At 60.5% G+C, this 19,124-nt stretch carries 6 protein-coding genes; 5 read left to right on the top strand and 1 reads right to left on the bottom strand.

What is annotated here, in order from left to right:
• Positions 1-15: 15 nt before the first annotated feature.
• Both J4D52_RS16095 and J4D52_RS16090 read left to right on the top strand, forming a co-directional pair.
• Positions 16-14,262 (top strand): filamentous hemagglutinin N-terminal domain-containing protein, encoded by a 14,247-nt coding sequence (locus J4D52_RS16095; RefSeq protein ID WP_102677129.1) that lies wholly within the window; start codon positions 16-18, stop codon positions 14,260-14,262.
• Positions 14,262-14,747 (top strand): hypothetical protein, encoded by a 486-nt coding sequence (locus tag J4D52_RS16090; RefSeq protein ID WP_028682952.1) that lies wholly within the window; start codon positions 14,262-14,264, stop codon positions 14,745-14,747. Before J4D52_RS16095 ends, J4D52_RS16090 begins: the two co-directional genes overlap by 1 nt.
• Before the next feature lie 383 nt (positions 14,748-15,130).
• On the opposite strand, the gene J4D52_RS16085 is transcribed toward J4D52_RS16090, so the two are convergent.
• Positions 15,131-15,403 carry a hypothetical protein gene (locus J4D52_RS16085; RefSeq protein ID WP_028682953.1) on the bottom strand — a complete coding sequence of 91 codons (273 nt, stop codon included), beginning with the start codon at positions 15,401-15,403 and terminating at the stop codon, positions 15,131-15,133.
• A gap of 401 nt (positions 15,404-15,804) precedes the next feature.
• On the opposite strand from J4D52_RS16085, the gene J4D52_RS16080 reads away from it, so the two are divergent.
• The 3 genes from J4D52_RS16080 to J4D52_RS16070 form a co-directional block, all read left to right on the top strand.
• Positions 15,805-16,302 carry a sigma-70 family RNA polymerase sigma factor gene (locus tag J4D52_RS16080; RefSeq protein ID WP_063432148.1) on the top strand — a complete coding sequence of 166 codons (498 nt, stop codon included), beginning with the start codon at positions 15,805-15,807 and terminating at the stop codon, positions 16,300-16,302.
• Positions 16,303-16,345: 43 nt separating this feature from the next.
• On the top strand, positions 16,346-17,329 hold the full coding sequence (locus J4D52_RS16075; RefSeq protein WP_063432146.1) for a FecR family protein: 984 nt from the start codon (positions 16,346-16,348) through the stop codon (positions 17,327-17,329).
• A 96-nt stretch (positions 17,330-17,425) separates the two neighbouring features.
• A partial coding sequence (locus J4D52_RS16070; RefSeq protein WP_207272139.1) for a TonB-dependent receptor occupies positions 17,426-19,124 on the top strand: 1,699 nt, incomplete at its 3' end.

The following is a 19,124-nucleotide window of genomic DNA, read 5'->3' as shown; positions in this document are numbered from 1 at the left end:
TTTCGAGACTTCGACATGGACGTTCGCCAATTTGCCTTCCTGGCCCGTCAGCCTTCGGCTGCCCTGCAAACCCGCGAGCACTTCTGGGGCATGCCCAAGCGCGGCCTGGCGTTCATCCTGGCCAACGCCATGTTCTGGCAGCCGCTGTGGGCCCAGGCGGAAGGCATCGTGGTCAGCGCGCCGGGCACCAGCCTGGGGCAGGCGGGCAACGGCGTACCCATCGTCAATATCGCCACGCCCAATGGCAGCGGCCTGTCGCATAACCAGTTCCACGACTACAACGTCGGCCAGCAGGGGCTGATCCTCAACAACGCCACCGACCGCACGCAGAGCACCCAGCTGGGCGGGATCATTGTCGGCAACCCGAACCTCAAGGGCGTCGCGGCGCAAACCATCCTCAACGAAGTCAACGGTGGCAGCCCCAGCCAGCTGCGCGGCTACACCGAGGTGGCGGGGCAGTCGGCCCATGTGATCGTCGCCAACCCCTATGGCATCAGCTGCAACGGCTGCGGTTTCATCAACACCCCGAAAGCCACCCTGACCACCGGCAGGCCGGTGATCGAAAACGGCCAGCTCAGCCGTTATCAGGTCGATCAGGGCAGCGTCAGCATCGAGGGCGCGACGCTCAATGCCAACAACGTCGACCGCTTCGAAATCATCACCCGCAGCGCCAAGATCAACGCCGAGATCCAGGCGAAAAACCTGACCATCGTCACCGGGCGCAACGACGTCGATGCCCGCACTCTGAACGCCACGGCCCGCGCCGACGACGGCAGCATCAAGCCGGAACTGGCCATCGACTCTTCGGCCCTGGGCGGGATGTATGCCGGGGCGATCAAGCTGGTGGGGACCGAAGCCGGGGTGGGGGTAAAACTCGACGGCAAGCTGATCGCCAGCGGCGGCGATATCCAGCTCGATGCCAATGGCCACTTGAGCATGGTGCAGGCCTCGGCCAATACTGCGGTCAAGGTCAAGGCTGCCAGTCTCGATGCCCAAGGTCCGGTCTATGCCGGTAGCACGCTGGATGTGCAAAGCCGCGGCGACCTGAATAACCAGAAAAACCTGGCGGCCCGCGACAGCGTCACCCTCAGCGCCGGCGGGCAACTGACCAACAGTGGCATCATCGAGGCCGGGGTCAATGCCGATAACAGTCGCAATGCCGTCGGTGATCTCAACGTCAATGCGCAGACCCTCAATAACAATGGCAACAGCCTGGTCGCCAGCCGCAATCTGAAGGTGAACACGGCGCAAGCCCTGAACAATCAGGGCGGAACCCTGAGCGCGAAACAGAACGCGGACATTCGTGCGGGCACCCTGGATAACCAGAACAAGGGCCGGGTGCTGAGCAGCGGCAGCCTGAATCTGAATGCCAACCAGTTGCTCAATAGCCAGGGCGGGCTGGTGAGCAGCAACGGTGAACTGGTCGCCAACCTGACTGCACTGGCTAACGGTAGCGCTGAGATTTCCAGCCTTGCCGGGGTGACCTTGAATGTTGCCTCCCTGGATAACGTAGCCGGTCTGATAGCGGCCGGTAGCGCTCTGAATATCAATGCCAGCGGTGTCGTCAACAATCAGGGCGGTACCCTGAGCGCGAAACAGAACACGGACATTCGTGCGGGCACCCTGGATAACCAGAACAAGGGTCGGGTGCTGAGCAGCGGCAGCCTGAATCTGAATGCCAACCAGTTGCTCAATGGCCAGGGTGGGCTGGTGAACAGCAAGGGTGAGCTGGTCGCCAACCTGGCTGGGCTGGGTAACGGTGGCGCTGAGATTTCCAGCCTCGCCGGGGTGACCTTGAATGTTGCCTCCCTGGATAACGTGGCCGGTCTGATAGCGGCCGGTAGCGCTCTGAATATCAATGCCAGCGGTGTCTTCAATAACCAGGGCGGTCGCTTGAGCGCTCAACATGACCTGCTGCTGGTCGCTGCTTCCCTGAACAATAGCCAACAAGGCTCGATCATCAGTCAGGGCGCCCTGGGGCTGACGACGCAGGGGGCACTGGACAATCATCAGGCCGGCAAGATTCAGAGTACCGGCAGTGCGCTGATCAACAGCGGCAGCCTGGATAACCATCAAGGGGGCGTGCTGGGCAGCAGCAACGCTCTGAGCCTGACCAGCGGCCAAGTGAATAACAGCGAAGGTGGGCACATCACCAGTGCCATGGCCCTCTTTGCCAGTGTCAGCGGTCTGGACCAGCACGAGCAGGGCCTGTTGAGTGGTGTCGCGGGGCTGACCCTGGACCTGAACAATGGCGTACTCAATAACCAGAACGCGGTGATCAATACACCGGGCGTGTTGCTGCTCAAGAACCTGAATGCAGTGGCCAACCAGAGCGGTGAAATCTCCAGCCATCAAGGTTTTACCTTGCAGGCCAGCAGTCTGGACAATACGGGTGGCAAGGTCCTCAGCGAGCAAGCCCTGACCCTGCGTATCGCCCGGGCCCTGGACAATACCGGGGCGCTGATTTCCGCCTCTGCCATCGACCTGAAGGCCGAAAGCCTGAACAACCGGCAAGGCAAGATAAACGCTGGAGCAGGGCTGAACCTGCTGCTGGCCGGCAGCCTGAACAACCAGGGTGGCAAACTGGGCGCTCGTGACATCAGCCTTCAAGTGGCGGATCTGGACAACCGCCAGGGGCAAGTGATCGGTGATGGGAGCCTGACGCTGAACAGTCAGGGCGCGATCAACAATGCCACCGGCTCTATGACTTCCGGCCAGCTGCTGAACGTGCAAGGCGCCAGCCTCGACAACACCCAGGGTACGCTGCTGAGCAGTGCGGACCTGACGGCGAAGATTGCCGGGCAGTTGCTGAACCAGGCCGGTCTGTTGTCAGCGAACGCTTTGCTGACCCTCGACAGCGCCAGTCTCGACAACCAGCTCAAGGGACGGATCGTCAGCAAGGCCGGCGCCAACCTGAACACGCTGGGCGTCCTGGATAACCGCGGCGGCAGCGTCAGCGCCGGCGGCGCCCTGACGCTCAATGCCAACCGAGTGGATAACCGCCAGGGTGGTTCGCTGAGTGCTGCCCAGGGGGTGGACCTGGGGATCGACAACCTCGACAACCAGGGCGGCAACGTCTCCAGCCAGGGCTATTTGAAGCTGACGGGGACGACGCTGAATAACAGCCATGACGGCAAACTGCTCGCCAATGACGACATCGATCTGACCCTCGTCCAACTCGACAATCAACGCAACGGCCAGTTGTCCGGGCAGGCGGGTGTACAGGTCAAGGCTGCGCAGCTGAACAACGGCCAGGGTGGCAATCTCTACGCCAAAGGCAAGCTGGACCTTGATCTGAGCGGGCAGTTGCTCAACTCCCGAGGCACGCTCAAGGGCGATGGCGCCATGCTGCTCAAGGCCGGCAGCCTGAACAACGACGCAGGCCAGCTCTCCAGCGTCAAGGGTTTGCAGCTCACCAGCCTGGGCACCCTGAGCAACCTGGGTGGCAGCCTGACCAGTGGCGACACCCTGGACCTGGTCAGCGGCCAACTGAACAACGGCGCCGCAGGCAGTATCTCCAGTGCCAAGGCCCTGACGGCAAGCGTCAGCGGCCTTGATCAACAAGGCGGAAAACTGTTTAGCAGCGCCGCGCTGAGTCTCGATCTGAATAACGGTGAGCTCAATAACCAGGACGGTCTGATCAATGCCCCTGGCCTGTTACTGCTGAAAAATCTCAAGGGTGTCAGCAACCAGGACGGTGAGATTTCCAGCGACCAGGGGTTCACGCTGGCTGCACAAACGCTCGACAACACCGATGGCACGATTGGTAGTGAGCAGGCGCTGGTCTTGCGTGTCGAACGCACCCTGAACAACCTCAGGGGGCTGGTGTCGGCCAATGGGCTGGAGGTGCATGCCGCCAGCATCGACAACACCGAAGGCACGATGGGCAGTGATTCGGGCTTGAGCCTGACCGTCGAGGAGGCGCTTGCCAACCTCAACGGCACTTTGTCCAGCGCCGGCCTGTCGAGCCTTAAAGCGGCCAGCCTGAACAACACCCAAGGCCAGCTGACAGGGGATCTCGGGCTGAGCATCGATCTGCGCGGGGCACTGGATAACCGGGGCGGGATGCTCGGTTCCGGCAAGGCACTGACTCTGCATGCCGGCAGTCTCGACAACCGTGCCGAGGGCGTGTTGCTGGCGGTCGATGGCTCCCTGACGGGCACGGTCGTTGGCGCTTTCGATAACCGTGAACTGGGAAAACTCAGAGCCGCCGGTGGCATCGAGTTGACCACCGGTAGCCTGGATAACCGCGGCGGTAGCCTGTCTGGCAAGGATCGGCTGAGCCTGCGCAGTGACCTGGCGGATAACCGGGGAGGGTTGATCCGGGCCGACAAGGACTTGAAGTTGCTGGTCGGACAGTTGGATAACCGCGATAAGGGCGTGGTGAGCGGCAAGGCGGCGATTGACTACGAAGGCTCGCGGCTGGACAACAGTGGTGGCCTGCTCAGTGCGGTCGGCCCGGTAACGCTCAAGGCCCAGGAAGTCACTAACAGCAAAGGTCGGATTGCCAGTCAGGTCGACCTGACCGCTACTGTCGATACCCTGAACCAGCAGGGCGGTTCGTTGGTAGCGAAAGGCAGTTTGTTGCTGACGGGCAAGACGCTTGATAACCGTAACGGCGGCCTGGTGGGCAGCACCAACGCGCTGACCCTGAATGTCGATCAGGTCGACAACCGTGCCGGGGAAATCTCCAGTACCGAAAACAGCCTGAGCTACACCGGTCAGCGCCTGGACAACAGCGATGGCGGCAAGCTGCTGTCCGCAACCGACTTGCAACTGACGGTGGCGCAGTTGATCAACCAGAGCAAAGGCCGACTGTTCGCCAAGGGCAGCGCAGGCCTGACGGGTACCCGGCTCGACAACAGCAGCGGTAGTTTTTCCGGCCTCAAGGGGCTGGATATTCGTCTCGATGGGGCTCTGCTCAATAACGCCGGATTGCTCAGCAGCGAAGCGGGGTTGACCCTCAATGTCGCCACTCTGGATAACACCCAAGGCAAGCTCGGCAGCGCCGGCGCCCTGTCGGTCACCAGCCTGGGTGCGTTGCTCAACCAGGGCGGCTCGGTCCTCGCCGACCAGGGGCTGACCCTGGCCAGTTCCAGTCTCGATAACAGTCAGAGCGGTGTGATCAACGGCAAGGGCGCGACCCATGTCACCACCGGCCTCTTGAACAACAGCCAGGGTGGCCACCTCACCAGCGACGATACGCTGGACCTCAGTGCAACCCAGGTCGACAACGGCGCCAGCGGCCGCATTGCCAGTGAAAAGACCCTGACGGCCAAGGTCACCGGCCTGGATCAACAAGGCGGCGAACTCTTCAGCAAAACCCAACTGAACCTGGACCTGAACCACGGCCGGCTCGACAACCGCAAGGGGCTGATCAATGGTCCGGTGCTGGTGCTCAGCAACCTCAAGGACGTCGCCAACCAGAACGGTGAAATCTCCAGCGCCCAGGCCTTCACGCTCGCCGCGCAAAACTTCGACAACAGCGCAGGCAAACTGCTGAGCAAGCAGGGCCTGACCTTGCGTATCGCTCAGGCCTTGAACAACCAGAACGGGTTGATTTCCGCGACGTCCCTCAACAGCCGAAGCGCCAGCCTGGACAACAGCCATGGCCTGATCAGCAGCCGTGGCGAGGTCGACCTGGGTGTGACTCAAACCTTCACCAATCAGAGTGGCACCCTGGTCGGCGACGGGGCAGTGCTGCTGGCCGCCAACCGTCTCGACAACCGCGACGGTTCGGTCTCTGGCAAGGCCGACGTTACGGCCACCATCACCAGCCTCGACAACCAGAACGGGCAATTCATCGCCAGCGGCGCCCTGGGCCTGACCGGCGCTGTGCTCGACAACCGCCAGAGTGGCCTGGTCGGCGCTACAAAAGCGCTGAAACTCGAAGTGGGCAGTATCGACAACCGGGGTGGCGAGCTTTCCAGCAGCGCCGATATTGGCCTGACTGGCAAGCGCCTGGACAACAGTGACAGTGGCCAGATCATTGCGGCCATGGGCTTGACCATGACCCTGGATCAAGTGTTGAACCGCAATCAGGGCCTGATCAATGGCAAGAGCGGTCTGACCCTGGATGGCCAGACCCTGGACAACACGGCGGGTCAATTGCGCAGTGGGCAGGATGTGCGCTTGGGCCTGGGTGGCGACCTGACCAACAATCAGGGGGGGATCAGCAGCGAAGGCAAGCTCGACGTCACCAGCGCCAACCTGAGCAACACCGCTGGCAGCCTGTCGAGTGCCGGCGCGTTGAAGGTCAAGGCCAGCGCAGCGCTAGGCAACCAGGGTGGGCAACTGGTCAGTGACAGTAGCATCGAGCTGAGCAGTGCCAGTCTCGACAACCGTCAACAAGGCGTGATCAGCAGCAAAGGCTCGATGGGTGTGACCACCGGTGCTTTTGACAACAGCCAGAACGGTCGCCTGAACAGTGGCGACAGCCTGACCCTGGCGGCCGGCCAGGTCACCAACCGCAACGGTGGCGTCATCGGCAGCAGCAAGGCACTGACAGCCAGCGTCACCGGCCTCGACCAGATGGGCGGCAAGCTCTTCAGTAACACGAGCCTCGCTCTGGACCTGAACCAAGGTCAGTTGAACAACCAGACGGGCCTGATCAATGCCCCGTCGCTGGTGCTGCGTAACCTCAAGGGCATTGACAACCAGGGCGGCGAAATCTCCAGTGCCCAGGCTTTCAGCCTCACGGCTGACAGCCTCGATAACAGCAACGGCAAACTTCTCAGCAACCAGGCCCTGACCCTGCGAGTCAACCAGGCCCTGACCAACCTCAAGGGCCAGATCGCCGCAGCTGCCCTCGATGTAGGGGCTGACAGCCTGGACAACGCTGAGGGTAGCGTTAGCAGCCGTAGCGATTTGAAGCTGACTGTCGCGGGGCTGCTGAACAACCAGAATAAAGGCCTGATCAACGCGACACAGAACCTCACGCTTGGCAGCGCTGACCTGAATAACCAGGGCGGTACCCTGCTTGGTGGCAGTGCCGTGACCCTTGATGCGATGGCGCTGAACAACAGCGCCAACGGTCTGATCAACAGCCAGGGCAGTCTGGCCCTGACCGCCAGCAGCCTGAACTCCAGCAGCGGCGGTGAGGTCTCGGCCAAAGGCGATATCACGCTGAACCTGGGGGCGCTGACCCAGAACGGCGGGCGCCTGCTGGGCGACAGCGGCGTGCGTCTCGACCTGGCCAACACTGACCTCGACAATCGCAATGGCCTGCTGATCGCCAAAGGTCCGCTGACCATCAATCGCCTGCGCGATCTGAACAATCAGAACGGAGAGATTTCCAGCAGCCTGAGCACCAATCTTATTGGTCGTGTGCTGAACAATAACGGCGGCAAGCTGATCAGCAACAACCAACTGGGGCTGACCGGCGAGACCTTGCTCAACCAGGGTGGCCTGATCTCTGGCTGGCAGGGCCTGACAGTGAGTGGGGGCAGCCTCGACAACCGCAACACCGGCACGCTGTCCAGCCGCAGTGGCGACCTGAGTGCAAACATCAGCGGTGCGTTGCTCAACAGCAGCGCCGGCGCGCTGGTCAGCCAGAAGGCGCTGAACGTCAAGGCGGCCAGCCTGGATAACAGCGCTGGCATTCTGTCCAGCGGCGCCGGTCAGCAACTGACCGTTGGCGGCCTGCTGAACAATACCCAGGGTGGATCGATCGACAGCGGCGCCGCCCTGACGATGCAAGCCATGACCTTGAACAACGCCGGGACGATCAGCGCACAACAGGCCCTGGGTTTTACCGGCACGACCCTGGATAACACCGGCGGCAGCCTGGTCAGCAACGGCGCAGTGAACCTCGACCTGCTCGGCAGCCTGAGTAACACCAACGGCAAGCTCGCCAGTGGCGGACCGCTGGTGATCAGCCGTAGCAGCCAGATCAACAACCAGGGCGGCCAACTGGTCAGCCAGGGGCTGATGAGCGTGTTAGCTGGCGGCTTGGACAACCGCAATCGCGGCACCCTAGCGGCCAACGGCAATCTGCTTGCCAAGGTATCGGGTGCCGTGCAGAACAATGGCGACGGCCTGATATACAGCCAGAACGGTACCCTGGAACTCAGCGCCGCGAGCCTGGGCAATGCCAAGGGTACCCTGCAAAGCCAGGGCGCGATGGACCTGGCCGTGACGGGGGATATCGACAACCAGAGCGGTCGGCTCCTGGCCCAGAACGGTGACCTCAAGGTCAGCGCCACCAACCTCGATAACCGCGGCGGGACCCTCGCCAGCCTCAAGGGCGCGCTGGAAGCCCGTATCGTCGGCGTGTTGAAAAACGGCTACGACCTGAGCAACAACCGCCAGGGCGGCATCGCTCAGGCCCAGCGCCTGAACCTCAGCGTATTGGGCGGTATCGATAACTACGGCGGACGCATTTCCGCCCAGAATGGCGATGCACTGATCACCACCGCCAACTTCGACAACCGTAACGGCGGCCTGTATGCCAAAGGGCTGGTCAAAGTCAGCGGCAATAATTTCGACAACAGCGGTGACAACGACGGCCAGATCGCCGGTAACCGGATCGACCTCAGCCTCAATGGTCACTTGAACAACCGTATGGGCATCATCGAGAGCGACAGCAGCCTCAGCGTGCGTGCCGCCAGTCTCGATAACCAGACCGGCCAGCTTCGGGCCCTGGGGGCCGGTGGCAAGACCGACTTCCAGATCGGCGGCTTGTTCGACAACCGCAACGGCAAACTGGAAAGCGCCAACAGTGACCTGACCCTGAATGCCGCGAGCTTCCAGAACCAGGGCGGCAGCTTGCTGCATGTGGGCAACGGCACTTTCGATATCTCCACGGCCAACGTCACCAATGCCGGTGGCAGCCTCGTCACCCGTGGCGGGCTGACGCTCGCTGCCGACAGCTGGACCAACAGCAGCGTGATCCAGGCCGGGCGCCTGACCATCAATGTCAACAACCTGACCCAGACCGGCAGTGGGCAATTGCTGGCCACCACCAGCCTGGTGGGCAACGGCGGTAACTGGACCAACGATGGCCTGATTGCCAGCGACGGCACGGCCAGCCTGACGCTGGGCGGCAGTTATAGCGGTAATGGGCGCTACAGCAGCCTGGGCAGTCTCGGGTTGACGGCTGCTTCGATGAATCTGGGCAGTGCGGGTAGTGTGGCCGGTGGTGGGAACTCGACGATCAGGATCGGCGGGCCGCTGAGCAACGCCGGGCGGCTGACCTCCAATGCTGGTCTGACTGTCGAGGCCGGCAGCATTGTCAACTCCGGGACCCTGGGGGCTGCGCAGAACCTCGATCTGAGAACCCCATCGCTGCTCAACGATCGCGGCCTGATTTTCAGCGGCGCGGACATGACGTTGGGGGTCGGCAATTTCACCAACCAGAACGGCGACCTGTACGGGCTCGGCAACGTGGCGATCGGTGGTTACGGCGGTGCCGCCCGGGCCGCGGGGGTCTACAACGTTTCCGGTTCCATGGAGAGCGGTGGGGCATTCGCGCTTAACGCCGATGTGTTGCAGAACCGTACCGATGGCGCGGTAGCGTCGGGCAGCCGCAAGCTGGTGTCGGGGTTTATCGCCAATATGTGCAATGACTGCAAAGGGAAGGTTTACACCTTCACGCTGGCGGCCCGTGAGGTCTACGAAAGTGTCGACACTGACACCAGTGCCTCGGCGCTACTGACAGCGGGCAGGGATTTCACTTTCCAGGGCGGCACTTTCCTCAATAGCAAGAGCACGGTGAGCGCCGGCGGCAATATCAACATCACGGCCGACAACCTGCAGAACATCGGCGCGCAGAACGGGACCATCGAGCACACGCGCCTGTACAAGGTCTACGATATGGGCGCGGGCGCTACCGGGCAGCTGTTCTCCGATGTCCTGACGCCTTACAACCAGCGCAACAACCCGGATTTCCCTTATGTGTATTACCTTGATTTGCAAGACAATATTCATAAGGCCATAGCTTATTCGGAGGATTACAGTGGGGGAGACGGTGAAAGCTATTCAGTGGTGTCTCTCAACAACGTCGCTACGGGGGCAGGCGTCGATACAACCAGCGTCTATAACCGCGTATTTCCCGGCCTGGAATACGGCTTCGAAAAGACGACGTTTTCCCAGTACGACCCGAACAACCTTCTTGAACTGCCGAGCCAGTTCTCTCAGTTCACCAAGCTCACGGACGTGGAGATCGTCAAAGACAATAGCGGTGCCGTCAGTACCAGTGGCAGCCGCAATGCGGTTATCCAGGCCGGTGGCAATGTTTCGATCACCGCCACCCAGGATCTGCAGAACAGTGTCATCCACCAGGACTACAACACCAGCGGTGGCACCAACAAGGTCGCGGATACCCGGGTAAACGGCACCGGCACCACTGTTGTCAGGCTCAACAGCCAGCTACCTGCCGATCTGGCCCAGCAACAAGTCAACCCGCTGAGCCTGCCCGGCTTCGCATTGCCGGCAGGGCAAAACGGCCTGTTCCGCTTGAGTGGGCAGGGTGGATCGGCTCAACAGGCGACCCAGGCCAATATCGGGCCGCAAAACTGGACCATGGGCAGCGCCTCGGTCAGCAGTGCTCAGCGTCAACAGAACCTGCCGGATATCCAGGCGCGCAGTTTCCAGATCGATGATGTCGCCCAAGTGGCTTCCAGCGATCGGCAACTGACCCGGGTCACCCGTCAGGCCACCGACAGCAACCTGAGCGCCAGCGCGATCGATGTCAGCGCCCCTGTCGACAATGGCGGCACCCTGGCGTTGTCAGGTCATGAAGGCAATGCCGGCGCGATCACCCAGGTGGGAGCCGTGCATGTCGAGGAGGCCAGCCAGAGCGCGGTCGTCACAGGGCCTGACCTGAGCGTGCCAACACTGCCGCTCAACCAGCGTGATCCGCTGGCCAGCGTGACCTCGCCTGTTGTTGGGAACATATCGACCGGCGCTGTCCCCGCGGTGGCCAATCCAGTAGTCGCCACTCCAGTGGCCAGCCAGGCCGTGGCCCGCGTTCAAGGCGTGCCGGATACCTCGTTCAAGCCGAACCCGCAGAAGTACCTGATCGAAACCAACCCGGTACTCACCGATCTCAAGCAGTTCATGAGTTCGGATTACCTGCTGGCAGGCCTCGGTTACGACCCCGACATCAGCGCCAAGCGCTTGGGTGATGGCTTTTACGAGCAACGCCTCGTACAGCAAGCCATCACCGCGCGTACCGGCCAGGCATTTCTCGCTGGGCAGAACTCCAACGAGGCTCAGTTCAAGTACCTGATGAACAATGCCATCGCCAGCAAGGATCAACTCAACCTGTCGGTAGGCGTGACCCTCACGTCGCAACAGGTTGCGGCCCTGACCCACGACATCGTCTGGCTCGAAGAGCACGAAGTGAGCGGCGAGAAAGTGCTGGTGCCAGTGCTGTACATGGCCCAGGCCAATGATCGTCTCGGACCTACTGGTGCATTGATTGCCGGTAATGACGTGAGCCTGATCGCCGGCCAGAACCTCGACAACGTCGGTACCTTGCGGGCTACCAACAACTTGTCGGCCACGGCAGGCAAGGACCTGGTCAACAGCGGGCTGATCCAGGCCGGCAATCGCCTGGACTTGTTGGCAGGCAACAACATCACCAACAAGGCGGGCGGCATCATCGCCGGTCGTGACGTGACGATGAACGCGATCAGCGGTGATGTGCTCAACGAGCGCAGTGTCACCTCGGTGGACAGCGTGGTACGGGGCTATTCGCACAAGGACTATGCAAACAGCGCCGCGCGTATCGAAGCCGCCAACGACATGGTCATTTCCGCCGGTCGTGACATCACCAATCCCGGCAGCGTTCTGCAAAGCGGCCGGGACATGAGCCTGAGCGCGGGGCGCGACGTCAATCTGGTGTCCACCCAGCTCAACAACAGCCTGGCGCTGGGCAAAAACCACTACAGCAGCGATATCACCCAGATCGGCTCCGAGGTCAGCGCCGGCCGCGACCTGACAGTGAAGGCCGGTCGCGATATCAACGCCATCGCCAGCGAGATCGAAGCCAAACGCAATATCACCATGGCGGCCACCGAGAACCTGACGCTGTCCTCGGCGGCTGACGAGCGGCATTCCTACGAAAAAACCAAGAAAGTCACCCGCCAGGAAGACCATGTCAGCCAGATCGCCACGACCCTCAGCGCCGGTGGCGATGTGGACCTCAGCGCCGGCAAGGACATGGCACTGATCTCCAGCCGTATCACCGCCGGCGATGAAGCCTACCTGGTAGCCGGCGACAACCTCGAACTGCTGGCGGCGCAAGACAGCGACTACTCGCTGTACGACAAGAAGAAAAAAGGCAGTTGGGGCAGCAAGCAGACCAAACGTGACGAAGTGACCAAGATCACCCACGTCGGCAGCGAGATCTCGACTGGAGGCGATCTGACGCTGGTCAGCGGCGGAGACCAGAAGTACCAGGCGGCGAAGCTGGAGAGTGACCAGGACATCACCCTGCAAAGCGGTGGGGAGATCACCTTTGAAGGGGTGAAGGACCTGCATCAGGAGAGTCACGAGAAGACTAACAACAACGCGGCTTGGGTTTCTTCCAAAGGCAAGGGCAATACCGACGAAACCCTGCGCCAGACGCAGATGCTGGCTGCCGGCGACGTCGTGATCAAAGCCGTTGACGGTCTGAAGATTGACGTCAAACAGGTGGACCAGCAAACCGTCAGCCAGAGCATCGATGCGATGGTGAAAGCCGACCCACAACTGGCTTGGCTGAAACAGGCTGAAGCCCGTGGCGATGTGGACTGGCGGCAAGTGAAGGAGATTCACGAATCCTTCAAATACAGCAACTCCGGCCTGGGGCCTGCTTCGCAGATCATCATTGCGATTGTGATGGCGGCGGTTGTCGGGCCTGCTGCTGCCGCCATGGCGGGCGGGGGGACTGTGGGAGCGGTGGCAGGTGCTGTCGCGGCAAACGCATCGACAAACGCAACGGTCAGCGCCATCAATAATCGCGGCAACCTTGGTGCTGTGTTTAAGGACACGACCTCTTCCGATGCGATGAAGGGGTATGTGATTTCAGGCGTCACGGCAGGTTTGACGGCGGCTTATTTCGATGGGTGGACGGGAACCGAGACCAATACGTCGATAGGAAAGGTCATCGTTCCACCCTCTCTGAGTACCTGGAGTGGCGTTGGGCAGTTCGCCGCCAATCAGACGCTGCAGAGCGGCACCTCCATGTTGCTGGGCAAGGCACTTGGACAGGGCGGTAGTGCCAGCGATGCCTTGAAGGGTGCCTTGTTCAACACCTTGGCGGCGGCAAGCTTCAACTTGGTCGGTGACTACACCAAAAATGTCTTGGCGGACGGCTCGTTACCTAAGATTGCGGTTCACGCGATGGTGGGCGGATTGCTGGCCAAGGCTACTGGAGGTGATTTCAAGACCGGTGCTTTGGCGGCGGGAGCGAACGAGGCGCTGGTCACCCATTTGGACAAATTGGTGGGCGGAAATGAAAACCTGCTGACCATGAGTTCGCAGATCGTCGGAGTGCTGGCGGCCGCGGGACAGAAAGATGCTGATGCAGCCCAGATGGAGAAAGGTGCTTGGGTCGCGAAGAACTCTACGCAGTACAACTGGCTTCTGCATCACGAGTCAGAGGAGATGCTGCGTGAAATTGATGAGCAAAAGACCGAAGAGGACAAAAACAGGGTTCGAGAGCGCTATGCAGAGCTAGATGAGACAAGAAACAAGGAGCTTCCAGAGCTTTGTCGGAACTCTCCTGGTTTTTGTGATCGCTTATCACAAAAGCTGCTCCAAGATGATCCGAAGCTATTGGCGTTGGCAAAGACATTGTCAGCTAGTGGAAAATATGACCAGGCGACAGTCATCGGGTTGATTATTACCAACAGTAACCTTGCTGCTGGAAGCATTATTGCTACAGAGCTGGCGACTCTTGATGAGGGAGAGAGCACTCGCTTTAAGAACGCGTTGGGTGGCGTAGCGCTTGGAGCCATATTGGGAGGAAGCAATCCAGGGCGTGGTGGTGCAAAAGGCATAATTAAGGCGAGTGAAACCATTGGTCAGCCAGTAGAGGCTGTGATAAGTGGGCGTAAGCGCTTGTTGCGGGTTGATATCGAACCTAATGGTAAGCTTCAAATACAGTCGGGGGGTGGGAAAGACTCGATCGTAGACTTCAGGCCGGATCTATCCAAACCATTGGCTCCACAGATTAATACAGCATTCAAACGACTACCTCAGTCAGCAAGAGACCAGTTGATCAGAAATGCTGAGAAAGGTCTAAAACGGTTACAAGAAACAGGAAATATGTAATGAGTAGTAGATACGCTGTTGTTTTGGGACCGGGATCTATCTTACCTGACAGAGGGTTCTTGATCAGTCAGGCTTGGGGTGATGTACCTGTCTCTTATGTCCAGGATCATGAAGTTTTCAATGAGTGCAGATTTCTCGACTTGAAAATCAATAAATGGGAGCTCAATAGTCAGTGGAGTAATAAACAGGATAGCGAGCCCTGGATAAGGATTGAAATACTTAAAGGGCAAGTACTTGAGGAATATTTGCAGAATGAAGGCTGTCCTTTGTCTGTAGAGGTTGCACGCGAAACCCTCATGATTTTTGACCTGGACGAAGGTGGGAGTGCGGTGGACGACATGTTATTGCTGCGTCTGGTGTCAGTTTTTTATGACCGCTTCAGGGTCTACAAATGGTCTGATCGTATTGAGGAAATGAGCGCAAATACCATTGCCTCTCTACCGTCACGAGACACCGTTCGTGAGCGACTCATAAAGTGTGAGTAGATGCAAAAGGAATTGCGCTTTCTGTAGTTCCTCGACAAGGAAGTATTTCTTTCGAGAGCGGAAAGACATCTGAGTGCTTCGGAGCAGCAAGGGCTGAAAACTATTCAGAATTTTGGCTACGATGTCCATGTACCCTTGGAGGCGAGCAAAAAAGGCATATCTGGCCTACCTACTGCTGAACTCAATGTTCAGAGGCTTGGGAAGGTCGATGTTTATGCGCCAAATAGTCTGAACCCTAAAGCTATTTTGCGAGAGATTGAGGAAGTGGTTGTTCAGGGGTAAGTCAGCTTGGTGGTAGTGGTTGTTTGTCGAGTTGTCAATACTAAAACTGGCAATGCAGAAGTTTTAGTAAGGCGGGTGGCTTTAAGGTCACCCGCTATTATTTACGCAGTAAGTTGTTCCTGTAGTTTTCGTCCGGCCACATCCATCAAGTCACACCCATCGCGTAACAAGATGGTACAGACCAACGTCAACTCCTGAAGAACCACAAGGTTGCTTCCGACATTTTCAGGTTCTACAAAGTTTTCCAGTAGCTGGGTCACGGCACGGATGCGATAAGCCGCTGCATCGTGCAGCACATCGATAGGCGCTTGGGTATCTATAAGCAAAGAAGGGTTGTTGCAATCGTGGCCGGTAATGGGCATGTAGCGATTCATATGTGTAACTCCATTCAGTTGAAAAGAGCTATCACTCAAACGTCGCCAAACGAAAGGTGGCAGCTGTACGCGGGTTGGCGAGCCGGGAATGGAAGACCGACAGGCCCGAAGGCCTCCCGCGCACAACTGCCGTAAAGCAGCTTTGCATGCGTAAAAGTTTCTGTAATCAGAAATCTTTTGCACACCATTCACCAGGTCGCCAAACCCGGTCGCCATCTGGGCGACTGAACGACTGTAAACCGTACTGTGGTCGGCAGAAATAAGGGGAGCGCACTGCGGGCTGTAGGGCTTTTCTGATTAGCCGAGCGAGATGCATCTGTGAAGGACGGTCATCCCGAATCAATTGCCGCCTTTAATAAGAAGCATTACTATTCACGCCTCCCCACCCTCAGCACAACGCAATGACCCCCAAGCCGCCTCGCCGCCCAGGCTTTTTCGAGCACTACGAAGAGTTGATCGGGACCTGGACGCGTCGGCTGAAGAGCCGTTCGCAGGCGGAAGACCTGGCCCATGACACCTTTGTCCGGGTGCTGGAGTCGGATGCGGCGGCGGTGCAGCAGCCGCGGGCGTATCTGCATCAGACGGCGCGCAATATTGCGGTGGATGCCTATCGCCGTGAGGATCGGCGCGGTGCCATGGAGCTGGAGGCGGTGTATCAAGGCGCGTCGCCCAGCGGCGACCCGGAGCATTTCATGCATGCGATCCAGCTGGCTGACTCCATCGAGCGGGCCCTTGGCGAGTTGCCGTTGAACTGCCGCAAGGTGTTCGTCTGGCAGAAGATCGAAGGGCTGACCCAGGCCGAGATTGCCCAGCGCCTGGGGCTGTCAAAAAACATGGTGGAAAAGTATATGATCCGCACCCTGCGGCATCTGCGCGAGCGCGTGGATGGGCCGCAGTGATGAGTGCCATGCCTTTTTCACCCCCAGCCCAACAGGATGTTCCATGACGCAGACTCGTGAGTGCGCGTGCGGGCAGGCGACGGTTCGCGATGAGGCGGCGCAGTGGTTTGTGCGCCTGCAAGAACCGGCGATCGATGCCGAGGAGCGGCAGCGTTTCGACGCCTGGCTGGCGGAGCACGACGCGCATCGGGATGAATACCAACTGCTGCAAAGCCTATGGGCGGCCACCGACCTGGTGCCCAAGGCGCGTTTGCTGGCGCTGTGCGAAGCCCCGAAGCTGGCCATCAAGCGCCGCCCGCTGCTGCGATATGCGGTGGCGGCCGGTGTGCTGGCGGTGGCCGTGGGCCTGGGGTTGTTCAGTGGCCTGAACCAGCCTGCCGGATACAGCGCCGAGTTCGTCACGGCCCTGGGCGAGCGCCGCCATGTGGCCTTGCCCGACGGTTCCCAGGTGGACCTGAACAGCCGCAGTCGCTTGCTGGTGCGTTATGAACAAGGCCAGCGCAGCGTCGAGCTGAGCGAAGGCGAGGCGATGTTCAGTGTCGAGCACGACAGCAGCCGGCCCTTTGTGGTGGCGGCCGGGGCCGGCAAGGTCACGGTCACCGGCACCCGTTTCGATGTGCGCCGCGACGCCAGCCAGACCCGGGTGGCGGTGGAGCAGGGCAGGGTGAAAGTGCAGGGGCGGGACGCCGCGGACAGCGACTTCGTCAACCTGACCGCGGGCCTGGGTACCGCGGTCGATGCCCAGGGTAAAGTGGCCGCGGCCTATGCGGTCGATCCCCAGGCGCTGACCGCCTGGCGCAGTGGCAAGCTGGTGTTCAACAACGCCAGCCTCAGCGAAGTGGCCGCCGAGGTGTCGCGTTATCGCGAGCAGCCGCTGCGGGTCGGCAGCGAGGCGGTGGGCAGGCTGCGCTTGACCAGCGTGTTCAAGGCCGACGACACCGATGCGCTGCTCAAGGCCTTGCCGAGCATCCTGCCGGTGGCGGTGAAGACCCATGCCGACGGTAGCCAGGAAATAATTGCGCGATAGATTCAGGTTTTTTTCGAGTTCTTCGTCTTCTTGTCCAACTGCAACTGGTTTGCATTAACAGACGCATCTACTTGCGATCAACAGGACTGCTCGAACTTGAAACGCCTCGACCTGAATAACAACAATCCTTGCTCGCCCTCTACCCGCTGGCTGCCGCTGGCCCTGGCCCTGGCGGTCAGTGCCGCGCTGCCCCAGGCCCATGCCGAGCAGGCGCCGAGCGCCATCCATATCCAGGCCCAGCCGTTGGGCCAGGCCCTGAGCCAGCTGGGCCTGCAAACCTCGCTGCAGGTGTTTTTCAGCCCAGAGCTGGTGGCCGGCAAACAGGCCCCGGCGGTGGACGGCAACCTGTCGCCGGAGCAGGCGCTGCGCCAGTTGCTGCAAGGCAGCGGCCTGCAATACCAGATCGATGGCGGCTCGGTGACCCTGAGCCCAGCGCCGTCGGCGGCGGGTGACGGCCCTTTGGAACTGGGCGCCACCAGCATCAGCGTGGTGGGTGACTGGCTGGGTGACGCCAACGAAGCGGTGGTGCAGAACCACCCGGGCGCGCGTACGGTGATCCGCCGTGAAGCCATGCTCGAGCAGGGTGCGATGAACGTCGGCGATGTGCTGCGTCGGGTACCGGGCGTGCAGGTGCAGGACGCCAACGGCACCGGCGGCAGCGATATTTCCCTCAACGTCGGCGTGCGCGGCCTGACTTCACGCCTGTCGCCACGCTCCACCGTGCTGATCGACGGCGTGCCGGCGGCCTTCGCCCCTTATGGTCAGCCACAGTTGTCGATGGCGCCGATCTCTTCGGGCAACCTCGACAGCATCGACGTAGTACGTGGCGCCGGTTCCGTGCGTTACGGACCGCAGAACGTCGGCGGGGTGATCAACTTCGTGACCCGGGCCATCCCGGAAAAGGCCACCGGGGAAATCGGCACTACTTTGGAAACCTCCCAGCGCGGCGGCTGGAAGCATATCGACACGGCCTTCCTCGGCGGCACCGCGGACAACGGCATCGGCGCGGCGCTGCTGTACTCCGGGGTCAACGGCAACGGCTATCGCGCCAGCAACAACGGCAACGACATCGATGACGTGATCCTCAAGACCCATTGGGCGCCCACCGACCAGGACGATTTCAGCCTCAACTTCCACTACTACGACGCCAAGGCCGACATGCCCGGCGGCTTGACCCAGAAGCAGTACGACGCCGACCCCTACCAGTCGGACCGCGACTGGGACAACTTCAGCGGCCGCCGCAAGGATGTGTCGTTCAAGTACCTGCGCCAGATCGACGAACGCACCCAGTTCGAAGTGCTGACCTACTACTCCGACAGCTTCCGTGGTAGCACCATCGCCGCCCGCGACCAGAAGACCCTGGTGTCCTATCCGCGCACCTACTACACCTTCGGCATCGAGCCGCGGGTGTCCCATGTGTTCGACCTCGGCCCGACCACCCAGGAAGCCAGCGTCGGCATGCGCTACCTGAAAGAAGGCATGCACGAACAGGCCAGCCGCCTGGCCCTGGTCAACAACCAGCCGGTGGTGCGCCCGGGCTCCGACGGCCATGTGTACCAGGACCGTACCGGCGGCACCGAGGCCACGGCCTTCTACATCGACGACAAGATCGATGTCGGCAACTGGACCATTACCCCGGGTATCCGCTTCGAGAACATCCGCACCGAATGGCACGACCGCCCGGTAGCCGGCACCAATGGCGTGCCGGTGCAGGAGAAGCGCCGCGAGATCAACAGCAACGAGCCGCTGCCGGCGCTGAGCCTGATGTACCACATCTCCGATGCGTGGAAGCTGT

Origin of the sequence: Pseudomonas sp. GW460-12-10-14-TSB1, from assembly GCF_017349775.1 — a bacterium.
GTDB classification, from domain to species: domain Bacteria; phylum Pseudomonadota; class Gammaproteobacteria; order Pseudomonadales; family Pseudomonadaceae; genus Aquipseudomonas; species Aquipseudomonas piscium.
This window is presented reverse-complemented; position numbering and strand designations above follow the sequence as displayed.